The sequence below is a fragment of the Pseudomonas sp. 13159349 genome (assembly GCF_013305685.1).
GTDB lineage: Bacteria > Pseudomonadota > Gammaproteobacteria > Pseudomonadales > Pseudomonadaceae > Aquipseudomonas > Aquipseudomonas asiatica.
The window spans coordinates 3,504,446-3,523,254 of the sequence record NZ_CP045553.1 but is presented as its reverse complement, the minus strand read 5'-3'; the positions used below and the strand labels follow the sequence as shown (position 1 = coordinate 3,523,254).

General features: G+C 64.4%; 12 protein-coding genes. 9 read left to right on the top strand and 3 right to left on the bottom strand.

Translation table 11 applies throughout. From position 1 onward, the window contains the following. Nucleotides 1-29: 29 nt before the first annotated feature. Nucleotides 30-782, bottom strand: coding sequence for a transporter substrate-binding domain-containing protein (locus tag GEV38_RS16310; RefSeq protein ID WP_013972985.1), 753 nt, complete (start codon nucleotides 780-782; stop codon nucleotides 30-32). A gap of 22 nt (nucleotides 783-804) precedes the next feature. Next, nucleotides 805-1,677 (bottom strand): MurR/RpiR family transcriptional regulator, encoded by an 873-nt coding sequence (locus GEV38_RS16305; protein ID WP_015270693.1) that lies wholly within the window; start codon nucleotides 1,675-1,677, stop codon nucleotides 805-807. A 143-nt stretch (nucleotides 1,678-1,820) separates the two neighbouring features. Here GEV38_RS16305 and GEV38_RS16300 point away from each other — a divergent pair, with 143 nt between their 5' ends. The 9 genes from GEV38_RS16300 (at nucleotide 1,821) to GEV38_RS16260 (ending at nucleotide 18,398) form a co-directional block, all read left to right on the top strand. Next, a complete protein-coding gene (locus GEV38_RS16300; RefSeq protein ID WP_054573557.1) occupies nucleotides 1,821-2,846 on the top strand; it encodes an Ldh family oxidoreductase in 1,026 nt (341 codons plus the stop codon). 234 nt (nucleotides 2,847-3,080) lie between these two features. Then, nucleotides 3,081-4,277 carry an amino acid aminotransferase gene (locus GEV38_RS16295; RefSeq protein WP_054573556.1) on the top strand — a complete coding sequence of 399 codons (1,197 nt, stop codon included), beginning with the start codon at nucleotides 3,081-3,083 and terminating at the stop codon, nucleotides 4,275-4,277. Nucleotides 4,278-4,623: 346 nt separating this feature from the next. Beyond that, nucleotides 4,624-5,904 (top strand): serine/threonine transporter, encoded by a 1,281-nt coding sequence (locus GEV38_RS16290; protein ID WP_054573555.1) that lies wholly within the window; start codon nucleotides 4,624-4,626, stop codon nucleotides 5,902-5,904. A gap of 164 nt (nucleotides 5,905-6,068) precedes the next feature. Then, complete coding sequence (tpx, locus tag GEV38_RS16285) at nucleotides 6,069-6,569, top strand: thiol peroxidase (RefSeq protein ID WP_015270689.1); 501 nt, start codon at nucleotides 6,069-6,071, stop codon at nucleotides 6,567-6,569. Nucleotides 6,570-7,032: 463 nt separating this feature from the next. Next, entirely contained in the window at nucleotides 7,033-8,355 is a 1,323-nt protein-coding gene (locus GEV38_RS16280; protein ID WP_015270688.1) for an MdtA/MuxA family multidrug efflux RND transporter periplasmic adaptor subunit, read from the top strand. Then, nucleotides 8,352-11,450 (top strand): MdtB/MuxB family multidrug efflux RND transporter permease subunit, encoded by a 3,099-nt coding sequence (locus GEV38_RS16275; protein WP_013972978.1) that lies wholly within the window; start codon nucleotides 8,352-8,354, stop codon nucleotides 11,448-11,450. Before GEV38_RS16280 ends, GEV38_RS16275 begins: the two co-directional genes overlap by 4 nt. Continuing rightward, a complete protein-coding gene (locus GEV38_RS16270; RefSeq protein ID WP_054573553.1) occupies nucleotides 11,447-14,554 on the top strand; it encodes an efflux RND transporter permease subunit in 3,108 nt (1,035 codons plus the stop codon). Before GEV38_RS16275 ends, GEV38_RS16270 begins: the two co-directional genes overlap by 4 nt. Further along, nucleotides 14,551-16,038 carry an efflux transporter outer membrane subunit gene (locus GEV38_RS16265; protein ID WP_054573552.1) on the top strand — a complete coding sequence of 496 codons (1,488 nt, stop codon included), beginning with the start codon at nucleotides 14,551-14,553 and terminating at the stop codon, nucleotides 16,036-16,038. Before GEV38_RS16270 ends, GEV38_RS16265 begins: the two co-directional genes overlap by 4 nt. Nucleotides 16,039-16,307: 269 nt before the next feature. Further along, nucleotides 16,308-18,398 carry a bifunctional diguanylate cyclase/phosphodiesterase gene (locus GEV38_RS16260; RefSeq protein ID WP_054573551.1) on the top strand — a complete coding sequence of 697 codons (2,091 nt, stop codon included), beginning with the start codon at nucleotides 16,308-16,310 and terminating at the stop codon, nucleotides 18,396-18,398. On the opposite strand, the gene GEV38_RS16255 is transcribed toward GEV38_RS16260, so the two are convergent. Further along, nucleotides 18,395-18,655, bottom strand: a complete 261-nt coding sequence (locus tag GEV38_RS16255; protein ID WP_013972974.1) for a DUF1652 domain-containing protein — start codon at nucleotides 18,653-18,655, stop codon at nucleotides 18,395-18,397. The two genes, GEV38_RS16260 and GEV38_RS16255, sit on opposite strands and share 4 nt — an antisense overlap. Between the last annotated feature and the right edge of the window lie 154 nt (nucleotides 18,656-18,809).

The window sequence follows — 18,809 nt, the reverse complement described above, 5'->3', positions numbered from 1 at the left end:
CCTACAGAAATTGCGCAGTTTCCTGAAGATCAGTTGTAGATATCGAAAGCGAAGTACTTGCTGGCGATCTTCTGGTAGGTGCCGTTGGCCACGATCTGTTGCAGCGCGGTGTTCAGGCGTTGGCGCAGGGCTTCGTCGTCCTTGCGCACGGCAATGGCGGCATCGGCCTTGGTGTCGGCCACGTCACCGAGGATCTTGCAGCAGTCCCCGCCGTTCTTGGTCATCCACTCATGCAGCGGGAATTTGTCGGCAATCACCCCGTCCAGGCGGCCCGCGGCCAGGTCGGCGTTGGCTTCGTCCATGGTCGGGTACAGTTTCACGTCGGCACCGGCCTTGGCGTAGACGTCTTCGGCGTAGATGGCCTGGGTGGACGACGACTGGGCGCCAACGGTGTAGCCGTCGAAGGTGGTCTGGGCGTCGTTGATCTTGCTGTCCTTGGCCACGGCAACGGTCAGCGGGGTGCGGTAATAGTGGTCGGTGAAGGCGATTTTCTTGCGCCGTTCTTCGGTATTGATCATCGACGCGACCACTGCGTCGTACTTGCGTGCCATCAGCGCCGGGATGATGCCTTCCCAGTCCTGGGCCACCAGCGTGCACTCGACTTTCATCTGCTCGCACAGGGCGTGGGTGATGTCGACGTCGAAGCCGTGCAACTGGTTATTGGCGTCGACATAGTTGAAGGGCGGGTAGGCGCCCTCGGTGGCGAAGCGCAGGGTTTCGGCACTGGCGGCACCCGACAGCAGCAGGGCGCACGCACCCACCAAGGCCATGGTCTTTTTCATCTCGCACCTCATTGCACTCTTGCTATTGTTGTTTTCCCGTCGACCACGAGGTGTAGCCGACGAATTCGTTATGTAGAGCGGCAGTTGCTTCCAAGCGCTTTTCAACATCCGGCCCGAGCTTCTTGCAGACCTCGTTGACCATCAGGTGCACCCACGACAGCATGGTCGAGGTGGACTCCCAGAACAGGTTGAACTCGGTGGGGATGCGGAACACCTCGTCGGCGTTGGCATCGGCCCAGTCACAGAAGGTGTCAGTCACCAGGGTGACCGCTATGCCAGCCTCGCGCGCCTTCTGGCACAACAGCAGGGCATGGCGGGAATAACGGCGGGCTTCGAACACCACCAGGGCGCTGTCTTCGGCGCGGCCCAGCAATACTTCGCCAAAGTGCCCGGCACTCATATCCACCAGCTGCACGCCATCGCGCAGGTACTGCAGCAGGTGGCTCATGCACATGGCGATGCCACGCTCGGTCTGGAAGCCGGCGATGAACACCCGCTGCCTGCTTGCCAGGCGCTGGGCGACGCTGTGCCAGGCGCTGCTCTGGCGATACTCGTGCACGCGCACCAGGGCGGCGATTTCCAGCTCCAGGCTGCCGGCGTTGTCGCTGGCGTCCTGGTTCTGGCGGTAATCTTGCAGGCGGTCGCCGACCAGCCACGGGCCATCGCCCAGGTCGTTCTGCAGGTCTTGCTTCAACGCCTTGAGATGGGCATAACCCAATGAGCGGCAGAAACGGCCGACGCTGGATTCGCTGACGCCCAGCTTGGCGGCAATGCTGGCCGAGGTCTGGAACGGCAGTTCCTGCAGATTGGCGAGCATGTAGGTGGCGATCTTGCGGCCCGAAGCAGCGGCCCCTTCGAGGCTGTTTTCCAAGCGTTGCTTGATCGGTTGGCTCATGCTGCGGCTCCAGGGGTAAGGCTTGCGAAAGAAAATGGCTGTTTTCTGTCATCAAGTCAACATTTGACAGATAGCTGTCACATGCAGGAAAGTTTTTGTCGTTGCAACGCTGTAGCCATTCCAATTCCAACAAGGAGCTTCAGATGTCCGCACCTTCCACCAGCACCGTCGTGCGTGTGCCTTTTACCGAGCTGCAGGGCCTGTTGCAGAGCATTTTCCAGCGCCATGGCTGCAGCGAAAGCGTGGCCCGGGTGCTGGCCCACAACTGCGCCAGCGCCCAGCGCGATGGTGCCCATAGCCATGGGGTGTTCCGCATGCCCGGCTATGTTTCGACATTGGCCAGCGGCTGGGTCGATGGCCAGGCCACGCCGAAGGTCAGCGACGTGGCGCCCGGTTATGTTCGCGTCGATGCCGCAGGCGGCTTCGCCCAGCCGGCGCTGGCGGCGGCCCGTGAACTTCTGGTGGCGAAGGCGCGCAACGCTGGCATCGCCGTGCTGGCGATCCACAACTCGCACCACTTCGCCGCGCTGTGGCCGGATGTGGAGCCTTTCGCCGACGAAGGCCTGGTAGCCCTGAGCGTGGTCAACAGCATGACCTGCGTGGTGCCGCACGGCGCCCGCAAGCCGCTGTTCGGCACCAACCCCATCGCCTTTGCCGCACCTTGCGCCGAACATGACCCGATCGTCTTCGACATGGCCACCAGCGCCATGGCCCATGGCGACGTGCAGATTGCCGCGCGTGCTGGCCAGCAATTGCCGCAGGGCATGGGTGTGGATGCCAATGGCGAGCCGACCACCGACCCCAAGGCGATTCTGGAAGGCGGCGCGTTGCTGCCATTTGGCGGGCACAAGGGCTCGGCCTTGTCGATGATGGTCGAGTTGCTGGCGGCGGCGCTGACCGGCGGGAATTTTTCCTGGGAGTTCGACTGGTCGGGGCACCCGGGGGCGAAGACGCCGTGGACCGGGCAGTTGATCATCGTCATCGACCCGAACAAGGCCGAGGGCGAGCGGTTTGCCCAGCGCAGCCGCGAACTGGTCGAGCAGATGCAGGCGGTAGGGCTGACGCGCATGCCGGGCGAGCGGCGTTACCGCGAGCGCGAGGTGGCCGAGGAGGAGGGGGTGGCGGTGACCGAGCAGGAATTGCAAGGCCTGAACGAGCTGCTTGGCTGACCCGGCCCTATCGCCGGCAAGCCAGCTCCCACAGGTACACCACAAACCTTAAGGCCTGTGGTGTACCTGTGGGAGCTGGCTTGCCGGCGATGAGGCCCTCACTGCCTGCGCCAATCCTCAGCCATGCAATGTTGCATAGACAACCTTGCACAATAGTTGATGTTCCTGAGCCCGCACTCCGGGTATGCTCAGGGCTGCCTTTTCGAACTGTCCTGATCCAAGGAGCTGCACGCTGTGTTCAAACATGTCGATGCCTATGCCGGCGACCCGATCCTCTCGTTGATGGAAACCTTCAAGGCCGACCCGCGCGCCGACAAGGTCAACCTGAGTATCGGCCTGTACTACGATGAGGCCGGCGTGGTGCCGCAACTGGCGGCTGTGGATGCGGTGGAGAAACGCATCGCCGGCCAGGACCACGAAGCCTCTCTGTACCTGCCGATGGAAGGCCTGGCCAGCTACCGCCAGGCGATCCAGGCGCTGCTGTTCGGTGCCGATCACCCGGCTGTTACCGGCGGGCGTGTGGCCACCGTGCAGACCGTAGGCGGTTCCGGCGCCCTCAAAGTTGGCGCCGACTTCCTCAAGCGCTACTTCCCGCAGTCCGAAGTCTGGGTCAGCGACCCGACCTGGGACAACCACCGCGCCATCTTCGAAGGCGCCGGCTTCAAGGTGCACACCTACCCGTACTTCGACCAGGCCACCCGTGGCGTGGACTTCGACGGCATGCTGGCCACCCTGCAGACCCTGCCGGCCAACAGCGTGGTGCTGCTGCACCCGTGCTGCCACAACCCCACCGGCGCCGACCTGGAACAGCACCAGTGGCAACAGGTGGTTGAAGTGGTCAAGGCACGCCAACTGATCCCGTTCCTCGACATCGCCTACCAGGGCTTCGCCGAAGGCCTGGTGGAAGACGCCTACGCCATCCGCGAAATGGCCCGCGCCGGCGTGCCGTGCCTGGTCAGCAACTCGTTCTCGAAGATCTTCTCGCTGTACGGCGAGCGTGTCGGCGGCCTGTCGGTGGTCTGCGACGATGAAGCCACTGCCCAGAGCGTGCTCGGCCAGCTGAAGGCTACCGTGCGCCGCAACTACTCCAGCCCGCCCAACTTCGGCGCCCAGCTGGTTGCTGGCGTGCTCGGCGATGCCGCCCTCAATGCCCAGTGGGCCGAGGAAGTCGAAGTGATGCGCAAACGTATCCTCGACATGCGCCAGGCGCTGGTCGATGCCCTGGCCGTGCTGCTGCCAGGCCAGGACTTCCAGTTCTTCCTGCGCCAGCGCGGCATGTTCAGCTACACCGGCTTCAGCGTCGAGCAGGTGCGCCGCCTGCGTGACGAGTTCGGCGTGTACCTGATCGACAGCGGCCGCGTATGCATGTCCGGCCTGCGTCCGGCCAACCTGCAACGGGTTGCCGAAGCCTTCGCCGCCGTCCAGAAGTAACACCGTACCAGGCCGCTTCTGTGGGGCGCGGCCTTTGTAGGAGCGGCCTTGTGTCGCGAAAGGGGTGCGCAGCGCCCCCAACGTTTGCAACTTCGCCGCGAATATTGCCGGGGCCGCTTTGCGGCCCTTTCGCGACACAAGGCCGCTCCTACACCTGTCAAATCCCTCCTGCAGTCCACGGGCACAACCCGCTTGTAAAGACAAGTGCAACCGCTCCTCGGAAAAGGGCTTCGCAAGTGCAACCTTTCCGTGCACAATCGCGCTCCCTTTTTCGGTTGAGTTGGGCGAAACGTCTATTTCGCCATTCTCAGCCTGTTGCAGTCTTGCGAGTGGAGCTTCACCCGGAATGAATGAGCAGGCCCCAAGCGTTGAACAACGCTTTGCAGAATCGACCCCCGCCACCCTCGGCAGCTGGTCGCGTCACGACACCACCTGGATGCTGGGCCTGTTCGGCACAGCGATCGGCGCCGGAACCCTGTTCCTGCCGATCAACGCCGGCCTTGGCGGCTTCTGGCCGTTGCTGATCCTGGCCATGCTGGCCTTCCCGATGACCTATTTCGCTCACCGCGGGCTGACCCGTTTCGTCCTTTCCGGGCGCAATGACGGCGATATCACCGAAGTGGTCAAGGAGCACTTCGGCATTACCGCCGGCGCCTCGATCACCGTGCTGTACTTCTTCGCGATCTTCCCGATCCTGCTTATCTATAGCGTGGCGCTGACCAACACCGTGTCCAGCTTCATGGAGCACCAGCTACACATGCAGCCGCCGCCACGGGCCATCCTGTCGTTCGTGCTGATCCTCGGCCTGCTGGCCATCGTGCGCTGCGGGGAGCAGGCCACGGTCAAGGTCATGAGCCTGCTGGTCTACCCGTTCATCGTCGCCCTGGCATTGCTGGGCCTGTACCTGGTGCCGCACTGGACCGGTGGCATTCTCGATAGCGCCACCCAGGTACCACCAGCTTCGGCCTTACTGCACACCCTGTGGCTGGCGATTCCGGTGATGGTGTTCTCGTTCAACCACTCGCCGATCATCTCCGCCTTTGCCGTCGACCAGAAGCGCCGCTACGGCGAGCATGCCGATGAGCGTAGCGGCCAGGTCCTGCGCCGTGCCCACCTGCTGATGGTGGTGATGGTGCTGTTCTTCGTGTTCAGCTGCGTGCTCACCCTGAGCAGCGCCCAGCTGGCCGAGGCCAAGGCGCAGAACCTGTCGATCCTGTCGTACCTGGCCAACCATTTCAGCAACCCGACCATCGCGTTCGCTGCACCGCTGATCGCCTTCGTGGCCATTGCCAAGTCGTTCCTCGGCCACTACATCGGCGCCAGCGAAGGCCTGAAGGGCATCATCACCAAGGCTGGTGCACGCCCGGCGGGCAAGACCCTGGACCGGGTGGTTGCCGCGCTGATGCTGGTGGTGTGCTGGATTGTCGCCACCCTCAACCCGAGCATCCTCGGCATGATCGAGTCGCTCGGTGGCCCGATCCTCGCGGTGTTGCTGTTCCTGATGCCGATGTACGCCATTCGCCGCGTGCCATCCATGCGCAAGTACAGCGGTGCTGCCTCCAACGTGTTCGTGGTAGTGGTCGGCTTGGTTGCGCTGACCTCGGTGGTATACGGCCTGCTGGGCTGATACGTCATCCGCAAAAGTAATGCCCGGGGCGCTTGTAGCCACCCGGGCATTTTTTTGTCCACAAGAATTGTCCGGTAATAGAACAATTTCACTGTCCCCATAGGCACCCGGCCGCCTTCATGCTTAACTCAGTGTCCTTTTCAAACCCGCATAAGGATTTCGTCATGGCTCAAGTGACTCTCAAAGGCAACCCGGTTCAGGTCAACGGCGAGCTGCCGAAAACCGGCGCCCAGGCTCCGGCTTTCTCCCTGGTCGGTGAAGGCCTGGCTGACAAGTCGCTGAAAGACTTCGCCGGCAAGCGCAAGGTGCTGAACATCTTCCCGAGCGTCGACACCCCGACCTGCGCTACCTCCGTGCGCAAGTTCAACGCCCAGGCCAACGATGTGGCCAACACAGTGGTGCTGTGCATCTCCGCCGACCTGCCGTTCGCCCAGGCACGCTTCTGCGGCGCCGAAGGCCTGGACAACGTGAAGAACCTGTCGACCCTGCGTGGCCGCGAGTTCCTCGAAAACTACGGCGTGGCCATCGCCGATGGCCCACTGGCCGGCCTGGCTGCCCGTGCCGTGGTGGTGCTGGACGAAAACGACAAGGTGCTGCACAGCGAGCTGGTTGGCGAAATCGCTGATGAGCCGAACTACGACGCAGCTCTGGCTGTGCTGAAGTAAGAGTTGTGTGGGGCAGGGCGGGCGTCGATCGCCTGTGCCGGCCTCTTCGCAGGTAAACCCGCTCCCACCGGTACTGCACAATGCTTCAGGACTGCGCGGTACCTATGTAGGAGCAGCCTTGTGCTGCGAAGAGGCCATTACTGCCACAGAGTCTCTTTTGCCGTGCCGGCCCCTTCGCAGCACAAGGCTGCTCCTACAGGTAGTGCACTGCACCTGTGGGAGCGGGTTTACCCGCGAAGGGGCCGACACAGGCAGCCGAAACCCTTCAGCCCGCCACCCACCGCTCCAGGCAACACCCTGTAAACGGCCCGGAACGCTTTCCGGGCCGTTTTCATTTAAAGTTCAACCCCTTGGCAACGTCAGGCAAAGGTAAACCTCTGGTAAAGGCGCTTTGCTAAAACGATGCCAGTGCTTATCGTTCATTCTCCCCAAGCCGTCATTCCGAACAAGGTTCGTTCAACCCATGCAAGTGTCCAATTCCCGCTCCCCTCGTCGCTGGCTCGTCGGCCTGCTGATCCTGCTGCTGGTGGCTGCACTGGCCTGGTGGCTGTGGCCCGCAGCGACGCCTGCGCATAAAGAAGCCGGTGGCGGGCGCGGTGGCAAGGGCATGGGCATGATGGGCGGTCGCCCGGGCTTCGGCGGCTCCAGCGACCCGGTGCCGGTGCGCGTCGAGCCGGTGCGGGTGGGCGACTTCCCGCTGTACTACAAGGCCCTGGGCACAGTCACCGCCACCAACACCGTCAACGTGCGCAGCCGCGTGGCTGGCGAGCTGGTCAAGATCCACTTCAAGGAAGGCCAGCAGGTCAAGGCCGGCGACCTGCTCGCCGAAATCGACCCGCGCCCGTACCGCATTGCCCTGCAGCAGGCCGAGGGCACCCTGGCGCAGAACCAGGCGCAACTGAAGAACGCCCAGGTCGACCTGGCCCGCTATAAAGGCCTGTACGCCGAAGACAGCATCGCCAAGCAAACCCTCGACACCGCCGAAGCGCAGGTGGCACAGTTCCAGGGGCTGGTGAAGACCAACCAGGCGCAGGTCAATGACGCCCGCCTGAACCTGGACTTCACCCAGATCCGCGCGCCGATCAACGGCCGCGTAGGCCTGCGCCAGCTCGACCTGGGCAACCTGGTGGCGGCCAACGACACCACCGCGCTGGTGGTGATCACGCAGACCGAGCCGATCAGCGTTGCCTTCACCCTGCCGGAAACCGAGTTGAGCACCGTGCTGGAACGCTACCGCAGCGGCGCCAGTCTGCCGGTCGAGGCCTGGGACCGCAGTGACAGCAAGCTGCAGTCCACCGGCGTGCTGGGCAGCATCGACAACCAGATCGACACCACCACCGGCACCCTCAAGTTCAAGGGCCGCTTCGAGAACAAGGACCTGGCCCTGTTCCCCAACCAGTTCGTCAACGTGCGCCTGCTGGCCGACACCCTCAAGCAGGTGACCATGGCCCCGGCGGCGGCCATCCAGTTCGGCAATGACGGCTCCTTCGCCTATGTGGTCAATGACCAGAACACGGTCAACATCCGCAAGCTCAAGGTCGGCGCCAGCGACGGCGAGAACAGCGTCATTCTCGAGGGCCTCAAGGCCGGCGACCGCCTGGTGCTGGAAGGCACCGACCGCCTGCGCGAAGGCACCAAGGTGGAAGTTGTCGAAGACAGCTCGCAGGTGCCGACCACCCCGGGCCAGCACCTGCAAGGCCAGGAAGGCAAGGGTTCGGCAAGCACTGGCGATGTGCAGCCCGGTGAAGCACAGCCTGGTAGCGCAGCAGGCAAGGCGGGCGCATGAACCTCTCGCGTCTGTTCATCCTGCGACCGGTTGCCACCACGCTGAGCATGCTGGCCATCGTCCTGGCCGGCCTGATCGCCTACAAGCTGCTGCCGGTTTCCGCATTGCCGCAGGTGGATTACCCGACCATCCGGGTCATGACCCTGTACCCAGGCGCCAGCCCGCAGGTCATGACCAGCGCGGTTACCGCGCCGCTCGAACGTCAGTTCGGCCAGATGCCAGGCCTGGAGCAGATGGCCTCGACCAGCTCCGGCGGCGCCTCGGTGCTGACCTTGCGCTTCAACCTCGACATGAACATGGACGTTGCAGAGCAACAGGTGCAGGCCGCGATCAACGCCGCCAGCAACCTGCTGCCCAGCGACCTTCCGGCGCCGCCGGTGTACAACAAGGTCAACCCGGCCGACACCCCGGTGCTGACCCTGGCCATCTCCAGCAAGACCATGCCGCTGCCCAAGCTCAACGACCTGGTCGATACCCGTGTGGCACAGAAGCTCGCACAGATCAGCGGTGTGGGCATGGTCAGCATCGCCGGTGGCCAGCGCCAGGCGGTGCGGATCAAGGTCAACGTCGATGCCCTGGCCGCCAACGGCCTGAACCTGGAGGACGTACGCACCCTGATCGGCGCTTCCAACGTCAACCAGCCCAAGGGCAACTTCGACGGCCCGACCCGGGTGTCGATGCTCGACGCCAACGACCAGCTGCGTTCCCCTGAGGAATACGCCAACCTGATCCTGGCCTACAACAATGGCGCGCCTCTGCGTCTGAAGGATGTTGCAGAAATCGTCGACGGCGCCGAAAACGAGCGCCTGGCTGCCTGGGCCAACGAAAACCACGCCGTGCTGCTGAACATCCAGCGCCAGCCGGGCGCCAACGTCATCGAAGTGGTCGACCGCATCAAGGCCCTGCTGCCGTCGATCACCGACAACCTGCCGGCCGGCCTCGATGTGTCGGTGCTCACCGACCGCACCCAGACTATCCGCGCCGCGGTCAAGGACGTGCAGCACGAACTGCTGATCGCCATCGCCCTGGTGGTAATGGTCACGTTCGTCTTCCTGCGCCGTTTCAGCGCCACGCTCATCCCGTCGATCGCCGTACCGTTGTCGCTGATCGGCACCTTCGGCGTGATGTACCTGGCCGGTTTCTCGGTCAACAACCTGACCCTGATGGCCCTGACCATCGCCACCGGTTTCGTGGTCGACGACGCCATCGTCATGCTGGAGAACATCTCCCGGCACATCGAGGAGGGCGAGACGCCCATGCAGGCGGCGCTCAAGGGCGCCCGGCAAATCGGCTTCACCCTGATCTCGCTGACCTTCTCGCTGATTGCGGTACTGATCCCGCTGCTGTTCATGGCCGATGTGGTCGGCCGCCTGTTCCGCGAGTTCGCCATCACCCTGGCGGTGGCCATCCTGATTTCCCTGGTGGTATCGCTGACCCTCACGCCGATGATGTGCGCGCGCCTGCTCAAGCGCGAGCCCAGGGAAGAGGAACAGGGCCGGTTCTACCGCGCCAGTGGCGCCTGGATCGACTGGCTGATCAGGCACTACGGTAGCGCCCTGCAGTGGGTGCTCAAGCGCCAGCCGTTGACGCTGCTGGTGGCCGTGGCCAGCCTGGCGCTCACCGTATTCCTGTACATGGTGGTGCCCAAGGGCTTCTTCCCGGTACAGGACACCGGGGTGATCCAGGGCATTTCCGAAGCGCCGCAGTCCACCTCGTTCGCCGCCATGAGCGAACGCCAGCAGGCGCTGAGCAAGGTGATCCTGCAGGACCCGGCGGTGCAGAGCCTGTCGTCCTACATTGGTGTCGATGGCGACAACGCCACGCTCAACAGCGGCCGCCTGCTGATCAACCTCAAACCCCATGGCGAGCGTGATGTCACTGCCAGCGAGGTGATCAACCGCCTGCAGCCGCAAGTCGATCGGCTGGTGGGCATCCGCCTGTTCATGCAGCCGGTGCAGGACCTGAGCATCGAGGACCGGGTCAGCCGGACCCAGTACCAGTTCAGCCTCTCGTCGCCCGACGCCGACCTGCTGGCGCAGTGGAGCGGCAAGCTGGTGCAGGCGCTGCAGCAGCGCCCGGAACTGGCCGACGTGGCCAGCGACCTGCAGGACAAGGGCCTGCAGGTGTACCTGGTGATCGACCGCGACATGGCCGGCCGCCTGGGCATCAGCGTGTCGCAAATCACCAACGCCCTGTATGACGCCTTCGGCCAGCGTCAGATCTCGACCATCTACACCCAGGCCAGCCAGTACCGCGTGGTGCTGCAGTCGCAGGATGCGGCGGTGATCGGCCCGCAGGCGCTGGAGTCGATCCACGTCAAGGCCACCGATGGCGGCCAGGTGCGCCTGTCGGCGCTGGCACGCATCGAGCAGCGCCAGGCCCAGCTGGCCATTTCCCACATTGGCCAGTTCCCGGCGGTGACCTTGTCGTTCAACCTGGCCCACGGCGCTTCGCTGGGCAAGGCGGTGCAGGTGATCGAGCAGGTGCAGAAGGACATCGGCATGCCGCTGGGCGTGCAGACTCGCTTCCAGGGCGCGGCGGAGGCCTTCCAGGCATCGCTGTCGAGCACCTTGCTGTTGATCCTGGCGGCGGTGGTGACCATGTACATCGTGCTGGGCGTGCTGTACGAGAGCTACATCCACCCGGTGACCATCCTTTCGACCCTGCCGTCGGCAGCGGTCGGCGCCTTGCTGGCCTTGCTCATCAGCGGCAACGACCTGGGCATGATCGCCATCATCGGCATCATCCTGCTGATCGGCATCGTCAAGAAGAACGCGATCATGATGATCGACTTCGCCCTCGAGGCCGAGCGCCAGCAGGGCATGAGCCCGCGCGATGCCATCTACCAGGCGGCGCTGCTGCGCTTCCGGCCGATCCTGATGACTACCCTGGCCGCGCTGTTCGGCGCCGTGCCGCTGATGCTCGCCACCGGTTCCGGTGCCGAGCTGCGCCAGCCGCTGGGCCTGGTGATGGTCGGCGGGTTGCTGGTCAGCCAGGTGCTGACGCTGTTCACCACCCCGGTCATCTACCTGTACTTCGACCGCCTGGCCCGCCGCTGGCGCCCGGCCACTGACGTGAAGCAGGCCGAGGCATGAACCTGTCCGGTCCTTTCATCCGTCGCCCGGTGGCGACCATGCTGTTGAGCCTGGCGATCATGCTGCTGGGCGGGGTCAGCTTCGGTCTGCTGCCGGTGGCTCCGCTGCCACAGATGGACTTCCCGGTAATCGTGGTGTCGGCCAACCTGTCAGGCGCCAGCCCGGAAGTGATGGCCTCCACCGTGGCCACGCCGCTGGAGCGCAAGCTGGGCAGCATTGCCGGCGTGACCACCCTGACCAGCAGCTCCAACCAAGGCTCCACACGGGTGATCATCGGCTTCGAGATGGGCCGCGACATCGACGGTGCGGCGCGCGAGGTGCAGGCGGCGATCAACGCCACCCGCAACCTGTTGCCCAGCGGTATGCGCAGCATGCCCACCTACAAGAAGATCAACCCGTCGCAGGCACCGATCATGGTGCTGTCGCTGACTTCGGACGTGCTGCAGAAGGGCCAGCTGTACGACCTGGCCGACACCATCCTGTCGCAGAGCCTGGCCCAGGTGCCCGGGGTAGGGGAGGTGCAGATCGGTGGCAGTTCGCTGCCGGCGGTGCGCATTGCTGTCGAGCCGCAATTGCTCAACCAGTACGGCCTGTCGCTGGATGAAGTACGTACTGCCGTGTCCAACGCCAACCAGCGCCGGCCGATGGGCTTTGTCGAGGACGCCGAGCGCAACTGGCAGGTGCGCGCCAATGACCAGCTGGAAAGCGCCAAGGACTACGAGCCTGTGGTGATCCGCCAGCAGAACGGCACCATCCTGCGCCTTTCCGACGTGGCGACCATCACCGACGGTGTCGAGAACCGCTACAACAGCGGCTTCTTCAATGACCAGAGCGCGGTGCTGCTGGTGGTCAACCGCCAGACAGGCGCCAACATCATTGAAACGGTCGACCAGATCAAGGCGCAGTTGCCGGCCCTGCAGTCGCTGCTGCCGGCCAGCGTGCAACTGAACGTGGCCATGGACCGTTCGCCAGTGATCAAGGCCACCCTCAAGGAAGCCGAGCACACCCTGCTGATCGCCGTGGTGCTGGTGATCCTGGTGGTCTACCTGTTCCTCGGCAGCCTGCGGGCGTCGCTGATCCCCAGCCTGGCGGTGCCGGTGTCACTGGTGGGCACTTTCGCGGTCATGTACCTGTGCGGGTTCTCGCTCAACAACCTGTCGCTGATGGCGCTGATCCTCGCCACCGGCCTGGTGGTGGACGATGCCATCGTGGTGCTGGAGAACATATCCCGGCACATCGAGGACGGCCAACCACCTATGAAAGCGGCCTTCCTGGGCGCCAAGGAAGTGGGTTTCACCTTGCTGTCGATGAACGTGTCGCTGGTGGCGGTATTCGTTTCCATCCTGTTCATGGGTGGCATCGTGCGCAACCTGTTCCAGGAGTTCTCCATCACCCTGGCGGCGGCGATCATCGTGTCGCTGGTGGTGTCGCTGACCCTCACGCCGATGCTGTGCGCCCGCTGGCTCAAACCGCACCAGGCCGAGCCGACACGTCTGCAGCGCTGGAGCGAACAGTTGCACCAGCGCATGGTCGATGCCTATGACCGCAGCCTGGGCTGGGCCTTGCGCCACAAACGCCTGACGCTGATCAGCCTGCTGGCCACCATCGGCATCAACATCGCCCTGTACGTGGTGGTGCCGAAGACGCTGATGCCGCAGCAGGATACCGGCCAGCTGATAGGCTTCATCCGTGGCGACGATGGCCTGTCGTTCAGCGTCATGCAACCGAAAATGGAAATCTACCGCCGCGCCTTGCTGGCCGACCCGGCAGTGCAGAGCGTTGCCGGCTTCATCGGTGGCAACAGCGGGACCAACAATGCCTTTGTGCTGGTGCGCCTGAAGCCGATCAGCGAGCGCAAGCTCGACGCCCAGAAGGTGATCGAACGCCTGCGCAAGGAAATGCCCAAGGTACCCGGCGGGCGCCTGTTCCTGATGGCCGACCAGGACCTGCAACTGGGCGGTGGTGGCCGTGACCAGACCTCTTCGCAGTACCTGTACTCCCTGCAGAGCGGAGACCTGGCGGCCCTGCGCGAATGGTTCCCGAAAGTGGTGGCGGCGCTGCGTGCACTGCCGCAACTGACTGCCATCGACGCCCGCGACGGTGCTGGCACCCAGCAGGTGACCCTGGTGGTCGACCGTGACCAGGCCAAGCGCCTGGGCATCGACATGGACATGGTCACCTCGGTGCTGAACAACGCCTATAGCCAGCGGCAGATATCCACCATCTACGACAGCCTCAACCAGTACCAGGTAGTGCTCGAGATCAACCCGAAGTACGCCTGGGACCCGAGCACCCTCGAGCAGGTACAGGTGATTACCGCCGACGGTGCCCGCGTACCGCTGTCGACCATCGCCCACTACGAGAACAGCCTGGCCAACGACCGGGTCAGCCACGAAGGCCAGTTCGCCGCCGAAAGCATCGCCTTCGACGTCGCCGAAGGCTACAGCCCCGACCAGGCCATGGCGGCGCTGGAGCGTGCGGTGGCCAAGCTGGGCTTGCCCGAGGAAGTGATTGCCAAGCTTGGTGGTACCGCCGATGCCTTCGCCAAGACCCAGGAAGGCCAGCCGCTGATGATCCTTGGCGCGCTGGTGCTGGTCTACCTGGTGTTGGGCATCCTCTACGAAAGCTACATTCACCCGCTGACCATCCTCTCGACACTGCCCTCGGCCGGCGTGGGTGCCTTGCTGGCGCTGTACGTCACCGGCGGCGAGTTCAGCCTGATCTCGCTGCTGGGGCTGTTCCTGCTGATCGGCGTAGTGAAGAAGAACGCCATCCTGATGATCGACCTGGCCTTGCAGCTGGAGCGCCACCAGGGCCTGACACCGGAAGAGTCGATCCGCCGGGCCTGCCTGCTGCGCCTGCGGCCGATCCTGATGACGACCCTGGCGGCCATTCTCGGTGCCTTGCCGCTGCTGCTGAGCCGCGCCGAAGGCGCGGAAATGCGCCAGCCTCTGGGCCTGACCATCATTGGCGGCCTGGTGTTCAGCCAGGTCCTCACTCTTTACACGACACCGGTGGTCTACCTGTACCTGGACCGCCTGCGTCACCGTTTCAACCGTTGGCGTGGCGTGCGCACCGACGCCGCCCTGGAAACCCCGCTATGACTTTTGCCCAGACCCCACTTCACCGTGCCCTGCAGACGCTGACCCGTGGGCGTGGCTCGCGCCTGCTCGGCGCCGGGTTGTGCGTCGCCTTGCTCAGCGCCTGCACCCTGAGCCCGGACTACCATCGCCCGGAGCTGAGCAGCACGGCGCAGTTCAAGCACGCCGAAGGCTGGACCCAGGCCACGCCGTCCGATGCCATCGCCCGCGGCGCCTGGTGGGAAATCTACGGCGATGCCGGGCTCAATGCACTGGTCGAAGAGCTCAACCGCAGCAACCAGACCGTGGCCCAATCCGAGGCCCAGTATCGCCAGGCCCAGGCGCTGGTGCGCAGCAGCCGGGCGGCGCTGTTCCCCAGCCTGGACCTGAGCGTCGGCAAGACCCGCTCGGCCCAGGGTACCGGCAGCTCCAGCTCGAGCCTGTCCAACAACAGCAGTGGCATTCGCAACACCTACAATGCCCAGCTCGGCGTCAGCTGGGAAATCGACCTGTGGGGCAAGCTGCGCGAGACCTTGAACGCCAACGAAGCCAGTGCCGAAGCCAGCCTGGCCGACCTGGCCTCGATCCGCCTCAGCCAGCAGTCGGAACTGGTGCAGAACTACCTGCAGTTGCGGGTGATCGACGAGCAGAAACGCCTGTTGGAAGCCACCGTGGCAGCGTATGAACGTTCCCTGCGGATGAACGAAAACCAGTATCGCGCTGGCGTCGCCGGCCCGGATGCAGTGGCCCAGGCGCGTACCCAGCTCAAGAGCACCCAGGCCGACCTGATCGACCTGGTCTGGCAGCGCGCACAGTTCGAGAATGCCATTGCCGTGTTGCTGGGCAAGGCCCCGGCGGACTTCGCCCTGGCCGACAGCAAATCCATTCCGGCGCTGCCGCAAATTCCGGTGGCCTTGCCTTCGCAGTTACTGGAGCGACGCCCGGACATCGCTGCGGCCGAGCGCAACGTGATGGCTGCCAACGCCAACATCGGCGTGTCGCGGGCGGCGTATTTCCCGGACCTGAGCCTGAGCTTGAATGGCGGTTACTCCAGCAGCAGCTTCAGCAACTGGATCGAACTGCCCAACCGCTACTGGTCGGTGGGCCCGCAGCTGGCGCTGACCTTGTTCGACGCCGGCAAGCGCAGTGCCGAGGTGGACCGCACGGTGGCGGTGTATGACCAGACCGTGGCGCAGTACCGCCAGACCGTGCTCGACGGGTTCAAGGAAGTGGAAAACCTGCTGGTGCAGTTGAAGGTGTATGGCGATGAGGCGGTGGTGCGCCAGGAGGCGCTGGATGCTGCCCGCGAGTCGCTGCGCCTGACCGAGAACCAGTACCGCGCCGGGCTGATCGGCTACCTGGATGTGGTCAACGTGCAGACCACGGCGCTGAGCAACGAGCGCAGTGTGTTGAACCTGCTGCAAGGGCGCCTGGTGGCCAGCGTGCAGCTGGTTGCTGCCCTGGGTGGTGGTTGGGATGCCGGGCAAGCCTTCGCCGAGCAGGATTGAAGCGACCCGCAGACGCGTACCTCTGTAGGAGCGGCCTTGTGTCGCGATCGGGCCGCAGAGCGGCCCCAGAACTTTGTGTACAAGCACAGATCGCTGGGGCCGCTTCGCAGCCCGATCGCGACACAAGGCCGCTCCTACAGCTACCGCGTATGCGTCCAGGCCCTCGCAGTCTTTGGATCCATTCCCATTCGCAAAAACCCCGTGCGTTTCGCCTGACCTTGAGTACAATCATCAGCTTTTCCGGGCCTCCCGCCCCGCTGGAACTCTCGATGCTGATCGGTAGCTACTCCTCTTCGCTGGTGTTGATTTCGCTGTGCGTGGCGATTCTGGCGTCCTATACCGCCCTTGACCTGACCGGCCGCATCGCCACGGCCAAAGGCCGGGCTGCCTGCCTGTGGATGGGGGGTGGCGCGTTGGCCATGGGCATCGGCGTGTGGTCGATGCACTTCATCGGCATGCTCGCCTTCAGCCTGCCCATCGACCTGGGCTACGACCTTGCCCTGACCGCGTTCTCGCTGCTGATCGCCGTCTTGTCTTCAGGCTTTGCCTTGTGGCTGGTCAGCCAGCCGAGCCTGCCCTGGCTGCAGTTGGGGTTTGGTGCGCTGATCATGGGCGCTGGCATCGCCTGTATGCATTACACCGGTATGGCCGCGCTGCGCATGCTGCCGGGCATCGACTATGACCCCACGCTGTTCGGGGCCTCGCTGCTGATTGCGGTGGGCGCCTCGGCAGCGGCCTTGTGGATCGCCTTCCGCCTCCGCGCGCACACGCCCTATGTGCGGCAGATTCGCGGCCTGGCGGCGGTGGTGATGGGCGTTGCCATCGTCGGCATGCACTACACCGGCATGGCCGCGGCGAACTTCCCCGAAGGCAGCTTCTGCGGTGCGCTGGCAGCGGGAGGCCTGCAAGGCGACGGTCTGGTCTACCTGGTGCTGATCACCACGCTGGCGGTACTCGCGGTGGCCTTGCTCACCTCGGTACTGGATGCCCGGCTGGAGGCGCGTACCGCCGAGCTGGCCCGCTCGCTGACGCTGGCAAATCAGGAACTGACCCAGCTGGCCCTGCACGACACGCTCACCGACCTGCCCAACCGTACGTTGCTGGCCGACCGCATCGAGCAGGCTATTGCCAAGGTAGCGGAGCAGGGCGGCTGCTTTGCCCTGATGTTCATCGACCTGGACGGCTTCAAGCCCGTCAACGATGCCTTCGGCCACCACATCGGCGACTTGCTGCTCAAGGCTGTGGCGGCGCGCCTGCGCGGGCACCTGCACAGCCAGGACACGCTGGCGCGCATCGGCGGCGACGAATTCGTGCTGCTGGTGGAGCTGCGCGAGCCGAACGATGCCATGGATGTGGCGGTCAAGCAGGTCAACCTGGTGTCACGGCCATTCCGCGTGGCCGAGCATGACCTGCAGCTGACAGCGAGCCTGGGCATCGTCCTGTACCCGGGCAATGGCCTGGACCAGCATGAGCTGCTGCGCAATGCCGACGCTGCCATGTACCACGCCAAGAGCGCCGGCAAGAATGGCTACAGCTTCTTCGACGCGTCGATGAACAGCAACGCCCGCCAGCAACTGCAGCTACTGCAGGACCTGCGCCAGGCCCTGGAGCAGCGCCAGTTCCGCCTGCACTACCAGCCCAAGTTCGACGCCCAGAATTGCCAGCCGATCGGTGCCGAGGCCTTGCTGCGCTGGGAGCACCCTCAGCAGGGCCTGTTGCTGCCCGACCGTTTCATCGGCCTGGCAGAAAAGACCGGCCTGATCATCCCCATTGGCGAATGGGTGCTCATTGAGGCCTGCCGCCAGATGCGCCAGTGGCTGGACCAGGGGCACCACGGCTGGCGCATGGCGGTGAACCTGTCGGCTATCCAGTTCTGCCATGCCGGGCTGGTCGAGAGCGTGGCCCGAGCCCTGCAGCAGAACAGCCTGCCGGCCAACTGCCTCACCCTGGAAATTACCGAAACCACCGCCATGCACGACGCCGATGCCAGCCTGACGGTGCTGCAACGGTTGTCCGACATGGGCGTGGACCTGTCCATCGATGACTTTGGCACCGGTTATTCCAGCCTGATGTACCTCAAGCGCCTGCCGGCCAACGAGCTGAAGATCGACCGCGGTTTCGTGCGCGACCTGGAGCAGGACAGCGACGATGCGGCGATCGTTTCGGCTATCGTGGCGCTGGGCCAGGCGCTGGGCCTGCGCATCGTTGCTGAAGGGGTGGAGACTGACAGGCAGCAGGACTTCCTGACCCGCCTGGGCTGCGATTCGCTGCAAGGCTACCTGCTGGGCCAGCCGGTGCCGGCCGAGCAGTTCATGGGCAAGTTGCAGGCCATGCGCCAGGAAAGCACCGCAGCGGGCTAGACCGCGTCGCGCAAGGTGAAGGCGGGCATGAAGGTATCCATCTCCGCCTCGACGGCCTCGATGATGCGCTCTACGTCGGCGGCGGCCATGATTGCCGAGCAGGGAATGCCTGCGATCGCCAGCAGGGTTTCGCCGGTGGCGCGGTCGAACAGCCGCGCGACCATGCTGCGTGGCGCATCCATGCTGGCTTCGAAGCCCAGCGGGTGGAAATGCCAGCGCATCACCTGGCAGGCGTTGGGGAACGTCATCTTGTTCATGCCAGCCTCCTTGTCCGTACCTGGACGTGGTGAGCGGGTGGCCACATCGATGCGGCCGCCGGGAAGGTAACCATAGCACCTGTCACGCACTATTCTCGGCGGGCAATAAGACAAATTCACTGATGCATGACAGAGGTCACAGCTTTGTCTTGGA